General features: G+C 67.1%; 5 protein-coding genes and 1 pseudogene. 3 read left to right on the top strand and 3 right to left on the bottom strand.

Annotated features, from left to right (window positions below; translation table 11 throughout):
- Positions 1-209: pseudogene (locus tag AC2VOU_RS07990) on the bottom strand (hypothetical protein); the annotation flags it as partial.
- A gap of 43 nt (positions 210-252) precedes the next feature.
- On the opposite strand from AC2VOU_RS07990, the gene AC2VOU_RS07985 reads away from it, so the two are divergent.
- Both AC2VOU_RS07985 and AC2VOU_RS07980 read left to right on the top strand, forming a co-directional pair.
- A complete protein-coding gene (locus AC2VOU_RS07985) occupies positions 253-921 on the top strand; it encodes a TetR/AcrR family transcriptional regulator (RefSeq protein ID WP_486956885.1) in 669 nt (222 codons plus the stop codon).
- Between the two features lie 16 nt (positions 922-937).
- On the top strand, positions 938-1,873 hold the full coding sequence (locus AC2VOU_RS07980; RefSeq protein ID WP_486956884.1) for a R2-like ligand-binding oxidase: 936 nt from the start codon (positions 938-940) through the stop codon (positions 1,871-1,873).
- 76 nt (positions 1,874-1,949) lie between these two features.
- Here AC2VOU_RS07980 and AC2VOU_RS07975 read toward each other — a convergent pair whose 3' ends face one another.
- The gene (locus tag AC2VOU_RS07975; protein WP_486956883.1) at positions 1,950-3,326 is read right to left on the bottom strand and encodes an NADP-dependent succinic semialdehyde dehydrogenase; all 1,377 of its coding nucleotides are present in this window, start codon (positions 3,324-3,326) and stop codon (positions 1,950-1,952) included.
- Between the two features lie 80 nt (positions 3,327-3,406).
- Between AC2VOU_RS07975 and AC2VOU_RS07970 the strand changes: the two genes are divergently transcribed.
- Positions 3,407-5,053, top strand: a complete 1,647-nt coding sequence (locus AC2VOU_RS07970; protein WP_486956882.1) for an acetolactate synthase large subunit — start codon at positions 3,407-3,409, stop codon at positions 5,051-5,053.
- Between the two features lie 2 nt (positions 5,054-5,055).
- Here AC2VOU_RS07970 and AC2VOU_RS07965 read toward each other — a convergent pair.
- Positions 5,056-8,491, bottom strand: a 3,436-nt coding sequence (locus AC2VOU_RS07965; RefSeq protein WP_486956881.1) for an alpha-(1->3)-arabinofuranosyltransferase domain-containing protein, incomplete at its 5' end; no start/stop codon positions are given.

The raw sequence follows: 8,491 nt of genomic DNA, 5'->3' as shown, positions 1-8,491 counted from the left end.
GCGAACCCCAGTTCGGGATGGCGGTGCAGGTCTTTGAACAGCTCGACCAGGCGAGCTGCGTCGGCGTCGACGGCGGTCTGCACGCGCTCTGAAAGTGTGGTCACGGTGGTGAACTCTCCCGGGTTGGGGCGGGCCGGTCGAACACCGGTCAGCGTAACGGCCGTCTCGGGACCGCGGGCGACGAACACAGCCCTTGACTGTGACGCCACTCACAGTAGAATGACCACTGGTCACTGACGCGAGGAGGGGCGAATGCCGACGGTCACCTGGGCTCGCGTCGACCCCGCGCGCCGCGCAGCGGTGATCGAAGCCGCGGAAGCGGAGTTCGGTGCGCACGGCTTTTCCGGCGGCAGCCTGAATGTGATCGCGCGACGGGCAGGCGTGGCCAAAGGCAGTTTGTTCCAATACTTTGCCGACAAGCGCGACCTGTACGCGTACGTCACCGACGTCGCGAGCCAACGGGTCCGGGCCTACATGGAGGCCCGGATCGGTGACCTGGACCCGAGTCGGCCGTTCTTCGATTTCCTGACCGACTGGCTCGACGTCTGGATCGCCTATTTCGCCGAGCACCCGCACGAACGTTCACTGCACGCGGCGGCCAGCCTGGAAGTCGACACCGACGCCCGGGTCAGCGTGCGCAGCGTCATCCATCGCCACTATCTGGAAGTGCTGCGGCCACTGGTGCGCGAGGCGCAACTGCGCGGCGACTTCCGCAAGGACGCCGACACCGAAGCGTTGATGTCGTTGCTGCTGTTGATCTTTCCGCATCTGGCGTTGGCGCCGTACATGCGCGGGCTGGATCCGATCCTGGGTCTGGACGAGCCCAGCCCGGAGCAGCCGGCCCTGGCGGTGCGCCGCCTGGTCGCGGTCCTGTCAGCCGCCTTCGTTTCCCTAGACAGCAAAAGTGTTCGTACCGCATAAGATCTGAGGAGCTCTGATGACACGCATTGGTTCGAATTCGCTCAAGGCCGGTGGGCTCAGCTGGGACAGCTTGCCGCTCAAGCTCTTTGCCGGCGGCAACGCGAAATTCTGGAATCCCGCCGATATCGACTTCTCCCGTGACCGCGCCGACTGGGAGAAACTCAACGACGACGAACGTGATTTCGCCACCCGGCTGTGCGCGCAGTTCATCGCCGGCGAGGAAGCGGTCACCGAGGACATCCAGCCGTTCATGTCCGCGATGCGCCAAGAAGGACGGCTGGGCGATGAGATGTATTTGACCCAGTTCGCTTTCGAAGAGGCCAAGCACACCCAGGTGTTCCGGCTCTGGCTTGATGCGGTCGGGATGACCGAGGACCTGCAGGGCTACCTCGAGCCGCTGCCGGCGTACCGGACGATGTTCTACGACGAACTGCCGGACTGTCTCAACGCCCTGTCCTCGGACGCCTCACCGGCGGCCCAGATCCGGGCGTCGGTCACCTACAACCATGTCGTCGAGGGCATGTTGGCGCTCACCGGCTACTACGCCTGGCACAAGATTTGCGTGACACGCGGAATACTGCCGGGGATGCAGGAATTGGTGCGCCGCATCGGTGACGACGAGCGTCGGCACATGGCGTGGGGCACCTTCACCTGCCGCCGTCATATCGCCGCCGACGACACCAACTGGACGGTGTTCGAGAACCGGATGAACGAGTTGATGCCGATCGCCCTCGACGCGACAGCGCAGGGGTTCGCCCTGTTCGACGTGCCGCCGTTCGATCTGGTGCAGGACGAAATGATGCAGTACGCCGCCGACAAGGGCATGCGCAGGTTCGGCACGATCAGCAGCGCCCGCGGCCGCCCGCTCGGCGAGATCGACGTCGACTACTCCCCGGTGCAACTGGAAGACACCTTCGCCGAGGAGGACGAGAAGGCACTCGCGGCCGTCTAGTTTCGTCGAGATCGACGCCAGCGCGGGAAAGGTCGAGAAGGTCCCGCGCCAGCGTCGATCTCAACGCGTACGGTTTCTAGCCCACCCAGACGGTTTTGGCGTTGCAGAACGCGCGGATGCCGAGGTTCGCGAGTTCACGCCCGTAGCCGGATCGCTTGACACCGCCGAACCCGAGCTCGGGGTAGGACACCGTCATCCCGTTGATGAACACCTGGCCGGCCTCGATGTCGTCGATGAACCGCTCCTGCTCGGCCTCGTCGTTGGTCCACGCGTTGGAACCGAGACCGAACGTGGTGGCATTGGCGATCTCGATCGCCTCGTCGATGCCCGACGCGCGGTACATCGAGGCGACCGGGCCGAACACCTCTTCGGTGTAGAGCGCCATGTCCTTGGTGATGTCGGTGACCACCGTCGGCGGGTAGAACCAGCCGGGCTGGTCGGGCACCTTGCCGCCCAGGCGGACCTTCGCGCCCGCGGCGACGGCCTCGGCTACCTGCTGGGCGATCTCGTCGCGGCCGGACTCGGTGGCCAGTGGACCCACATCGGTGTCCGGATCGGTCGGGTCGCCGACCTTGAGCGCGGCCATCTTCTCCACAAACTTGTCGACGAACGCGTCGTAGATGTCGGTGTGCACGATGAATCGCTTGGCCGCGATGCAGGACTGGCCGTTGTTTTGCACCCGGGCGGTGACGGCGGTCTTGACGGCTTCCTCCAGGTCGACCGACGGCATCACGATGAACGGGTCGCTGCCGCCGAGTTCCATCACGGTCGGCTTGATCTCGTCACCGCAGATTGCGGCGACGGACTGGCCGGCCGGCTCGCTTCCGGTGAGCGTCGCCGCTTTCACCCGAGGGTCGCGCAGAATGGCTTCCACCGCACTGGACGACACCAGCAGTGTTTGGAAACAGTTCTCCGGAAATCCGCCGCGCGCGATCACGTCGGAGAGATACAGCGCCGACTGCGGAACGTTGGACGCGTGCTTGAGCAGGCCGACGTTGCCGGCCATCAGCGCGGGCGCGGCGAACCGGACGGCCTGCCACAGCGGGAAGTTCCACGGCATCACGGCCAGCACCACGCCGAGCGGCTGCCAGCGGGTGTAGGCCCGTTTCGCGCCGACCTTCGACGCTTCGGCGGGCTCGTCGGCCAGCAGCTTCTCGGCGTTCTCGGCGTAGTACCGAAAACCCTTGGCGCACTTGAGCGCCTCGGCCTTGGCGGACGTGAGCGTCTTACCCATCTCCAGGGTCATCATCGCGCCGACCTCGTCGGCTTCTTTTTCGAGCAGGTCCGCCGTGGCGTTTGCCCACTCGGCGCGCTGGGCAAACGTGGTGTTGTGGCGGTAGTCCAGGAATCGTTCGTGGGCTCGGGCGATCGCGGCTTCGACCTCGGCGTCGGTAGCAGGGGTGAAGGTTTTGACTGTCTCCCCGGTGGCCGGGTTGACGGTGGCGATGGGCACGCTGACATCCTTCGGTTGCGATAGTTGTTGGATCCTTCAACACCTACCCTGCCACTAACGTTCCCCAAACGGAGGTGCCAATGAGCAAAGCTGCCGAGCTAATAGTCAAGTGCCTGGAAAACGAGGGCGTCGGGGTGGTATTCGGGCTGCCGGGAGAAGAGAACATCCGCTTCGTGCAGGCGTTGGCCGCGTCCCGCATCCGCTATGTGCTCACCCGGCACGAGCAGGCGGCGTCGTTCATGGCCGAAATGTACGGCCGGGTCACCGGCCGGGCGGCGGTGGTGTCGTCGACGCTGGGTCCGGGGGCGATCAACATGCAGCTCGGCGTCGCCGACGCCACCACCAACAGCACGCCGGTGGTCGCGATCTCGGCCCAGGAGGGCCAGAACCGGCAGTACAAGGAATCGCACCAGTATGTCGATCTGGTGTCGATGTTCGCGCCGATCGCCCGGTGGGCCGCTGGCATCCCGACCGCCCAGGCGATTCCGGAGATGGTCCGCAAAGCGTTCAAGCTGGCCGAGACCGAACGCCCGGCCGCGGTGTACCTCGCGGTGCCCGAGCACATCGATGCCGATGAAGCCGACTATGACCTAGGGCCCCTGCCGCGCAACGTCGTCCGTGCCGAGGCACCGGCGTTCGCCCAGGTGGAGCGCGCCGTCGACATCCTGCGTCACGCCAAGCGCCCGGTGGTGCTGGCCGGCCACGGTGCCGCGCGCGCCGGCGCGACCGACGCCCTGGTCCGGTTCTCCGAGAAGTTCGGCATCCCGGTGGCCAGCACCTTCCACGGCAAAGGCGTCATGCCCGACGACCATCCCAACGCGATTGGGGCGCTGGGGTTCATGCGGCACGACTACGTGAACTTCGGCTTCGACAACGCCGATGTGATTCTCGCAGTGGGATATGAGTTGCAGGAGTTCGACCCGGTCCGCATCAACCCGAAGGCCGACAAGAAGATCATCCACATCCACCGCTTTCCGGCCGAGGTCGATGCGCACTACTCGGTCGATGTCGGGATCATCGGAGATATCAGCGCCGCACTCGACGCGCTCACCGAGGCGTTGGACGATCATGTCTTCGTGGCCGGCCCCGACATCCCCGGCGCGGGTCTGCTCGACGAGGAATTCACTCGTGGACAACAGGATTCGCGCTATCCGTTGGCGCCGGCGCGGGTGGTCGCCGACACCCGGGCCGCGTTGGGCCGCAGCGACGTCGTGCTGGTCGACACCGGCGCCACCAAGATGTGGATGGCCCGTCTCTATCCGACGTACCAACGCAACACCTGCCTACTCTCGAACGGCTTGTCCACCATGGGTTTCGCGCTGCCTGGTGCGCTCGGGGTCAAGCTGGCGCAGCCGGACGCCAAGGTGCTGGCGGTGGCCGGCGACGGCGCCTTTCTGATGAATTCGCAGGAGATCGAGACCGCCGTGCGTGAGCAGATACCGCTGGTCGTGCTGATTTGGGAGGACGGCGGCTACGGTCTGATCGAATGGGAGATGGACCTCGAACTCGGCGAGCATCACTACGTGAAATTCGGAAATCCCGATATCGTGAAGTACGCGGAAAGCTTTGGCGCGAAAGGCTATCGGATCTCTGCAGCCGACGAGCTGCTGCCGACCCTGCGGACCGCGCTGGCCGATGACGGGGTGTCGCTGATCTGCTGTCCGGTCGATTACTCGGAAAATATGCGACTGACCGACCGCCTCGGCGAGCTCGACGAGACGCTGTAGCGCTACCGCTCAGGGTCCGGCGTCACCGTCGAGGCCGCTACCGCGGCAAGGGAGATCAGTGCCAGCAATTGCACCCAGGGCGAATGACCTGCGTAGCCGTCGACCGAACGCCACGGATGGCGGGACAGGGCGGCACCGGCCAAGATCAGCCCGCCGGCACCCAGCCACAGTGTGACAGTGTCACGCCGCTCCGGTCGACCGCGCAGCACCCAGCGCAAGCCCAGCGCCACAACGAAGATCACCGCCCCGGCCCATCCGGCGATCACCACGCCGGCACCCACCATCGGGACAGCGGCCCAGAGTCCGGGTGACCACGGCTGCGCTGCGGAATCCTCCCGCCGGCGTCGCGGCGGCCACCACGCCAGCAAAGCCAACAGTGGCAGCAGCGCCAGACCGCCCGCCAGGCTGACCCGATACAGCGAGTTGGGCGCAAAAGTCAGAGTGACGGTGCCCGACGTTCCGGGCGGAACGATCCAGGCTTGCTGCCATCCGTTGACGGCCAACGCCTTCAGCTGTCTTCCCGCACCGGTGCGCGCCACCCAACCGGCATTGATACTTTCCGGAACGACCAGCATCTGTGCCGTACTCGTGTGTGCCACCTGCACTTCGCGGCGGGCTGGCCCCCATGTGCCGGTGTGCGCCGGTGTGGCAGCGGCGGACGGTATGGCGGTGGGGCCGGTCAGGTCGGCGCCGTCGACCACGAATTGCGGTCCGGGGCTGACCACCAATTCCTGCTGACCCGCGGGCAGCTCAATCGGCCGCTGATCGCAGGGCTGAGCGCGGACCGGGTCGCCGTCGAGCAGGGCGCCGACTCCGGCGTGGACTTCGGTGTGCACGAATCGGCCGGCGATCGCGATGATCGGACCGTGCTCGCAGTCGACGGTGATATCGCGAAGCCGGTTACGGCCGGCGTCGGCGGCGGCGATCGGCCGGCCGTCGGGGTCCAGCGCCGTGATCTCGGCCAAACCGGGCGGTTTGAGCTGGTCGAAGCCCACCGCGGTTCGGTCGATGACGTCCTTCCAGTTCAGCAGGCTGACCGTGACGGTGTCGGTAACCCGTGGGTGCAGCGAAATGGTCTGCGGCCCAGTTGGTTCCAGCGCTCGGACCTGTGGCCCATCGCCGAGGTCGACGGCCACCATGCTCGGGTGGGTGGGCACCGCGGACGAGCTGGGGGTGAGGCGGAGACCGGCGACCTCGGTGGGCCGCGGCAGGGTGAGCGTCAGCGTCGGGGCCGCCTTGTGCTGCACCACCCGCTGCGGTGCCGTCCAGGAGGTGCTCGGGTCGCCGTCGGTGGCGGCATAGGCCGCGCCGAGGATGTCCACCGAATCGGAATCGCCATGGGCCTGCGTGGTGCCCGGTTCGGCAACCAGATCGGCCAGTTTCGGTCCAGATCGAGCCCGAACCCAGATCGTCGGCACCACCGATATCGGTGTGGGCACGCTCAGGGTGCGACTGAAGGTGGCCGGCGATTCGACGGTCAACGCCATCGAAGGCGCGCAATGCATGGTGGTCAGACCCTTCGCGCAGCCCGGCCTGCCCAGTGGCTCGCGTCCTAAATCCCACTGCGCGACAGTGGTATTCGGTGGCGGGGCAGGAACCAGTGCGGTGTGGCGGATGTTGACCGGATGCGCGAAGCCTTTGGCGTCGTACTGGGTGATGGATAAGCCGGTGATCGCGAACTGCACTCCGGGTGATCCGTCATCGGTGCCGACCGCGGTGATCCGCACCCACGGGGTTTCCCCGTACGGCAGCGCCGCCGTCACGGGTTTTCCCGCCTCGTCGAACCGCAGGGTTGTTGTACCGGTGGCGGTTTCGATCTCGACGCGACGGACCTGGGCGCCGACAGTGGTCGCGCTGGGGGTGATGGTGATGACGCTGTTGGTCACCGGGGTGTCGAAGTCGACCTGCAGCCATTGGCCGACCGCCGACTGCAGCGCGTTGGACACCCACGCCGTCGCCGAATCGGCGTCGATCGCCGCGGCGGGCGATGCGGCGGTGGCGACGTCGGGTAGCGCCGTCGAGTCGGACGACGAACTCGACGCCGTCAGCCGGCCACCGGTCCAAGCGCCGTAGACGGTTGGGGCACCCGGGCTCGGGTAGTCGGGCACCCGGTTGAAGGTGTGCCGGGTATCGCCGGGAGCACGCATCGCCGACGAATGATCGTCGACGCGGCCGTAGTCGGTCTCGCGGGCCAGCGGGGTGTCGGTCACGATCGCAACCGGTACCGGCAGGCCTGCCGCGACCGCGTCCGCGGTCAGCAGCGCCGGACCCAGCGGCGGCTGGCCGGACAGCCGCCGGCGTTCGTCGAGTCGAAGCAGCACCTCCGGACCACCGTCGACGCGCGGCAACTGGTCGACGTCCACCAGATAGGGGCCGACGGTGGGCAGGGCGACGCGGTAGATCTCGACGGCAGGATAGCGCGGACGCAGACCGCTGTCGTTGACAAAGCCCGTTACCGGAGCGGTCCCGACGGGGCCGCCGAATTCGGCGACCTTCTGCAGCCGGGGCGACCCGGTGATCGCCCGATGGACCAGGATCGGGCGCGCCGACCGGGATGTCTCCGGATCCAAATCGTTGCGCACCACCAGATACGAAATACCTTGGCGCGCAAGCATATCGGCCAGCCCGGCGGACGGTGTTCCGGCAGCGAGCAGGCGTTGCACCGAGTCCAGCGCGCGAATGGTCTGCGGTGGCGTCAGCGGAATCGAATCGCGCACGCCCCACGGGCTGTCGCCGAGCACCTGCAGCGGCTCGTCGTGAGTGGTGCCCCACAACTGGGTCGCGAACGGCGCTCCCGGAACCACCAGCACCCGACCGGGCATCGGCGAGCCCGTGTTGTGCGCCGTGAGCCAGTCGGCGGCGTCATGCCAGTACCGCGGTATCGCGGTGAACGTGCCGGGCGGGGTGATCCGGCCGGTCCAGGCCAGCGACGTGGCCGCCGTCAGCGCCGTCAGCACCACGATCCCGACCGCGAACCGCCTGTCCCGTTCCGGATGCGCGAACGCGTTGAGCCACACCGGTTTCGGTACCGAGCCGGGCAGCGGAACCCGGCCCAGCAGCTCGGCCAGCCCCAGCACCACCGGGATACGGATCAACGACTCCAGCTTGTGCACGTTGCGCAGCGGTGCGCCACCGGCGTCCAGGAACGCCTGAATCTGCTGCGCCACCGGCGAACCCAACCCGCCGCTGTACCCGGCTCCCAGCAGCGCCATGCCGATCAGCAGCATCGTCACCAACCGGCCACGGGCCGGCATCCCGGCCAGCCCGAGCCCGGCCAGCCCGGCCGCGGCCACCAGACAGGTCGCCAGGATTGCCACCGAGTCGGTGACCAGTGCCGCGCCCGCGGTGGCGTTGGGCGCCACGAACGGTGTCCAGCTGTCGGTGCCGCGCAGCACCTCGACCACCGACGACCACTGCGTCGTCACACCGGAGGATTCG

The organism is Mycobacterium sp. TH-M25 (assembly GCF_057473665.1).
Note: the sequence above shows the minus strand (reverse complement) of the source record. Positions and strands in the feature narration are given on the sequence as shown.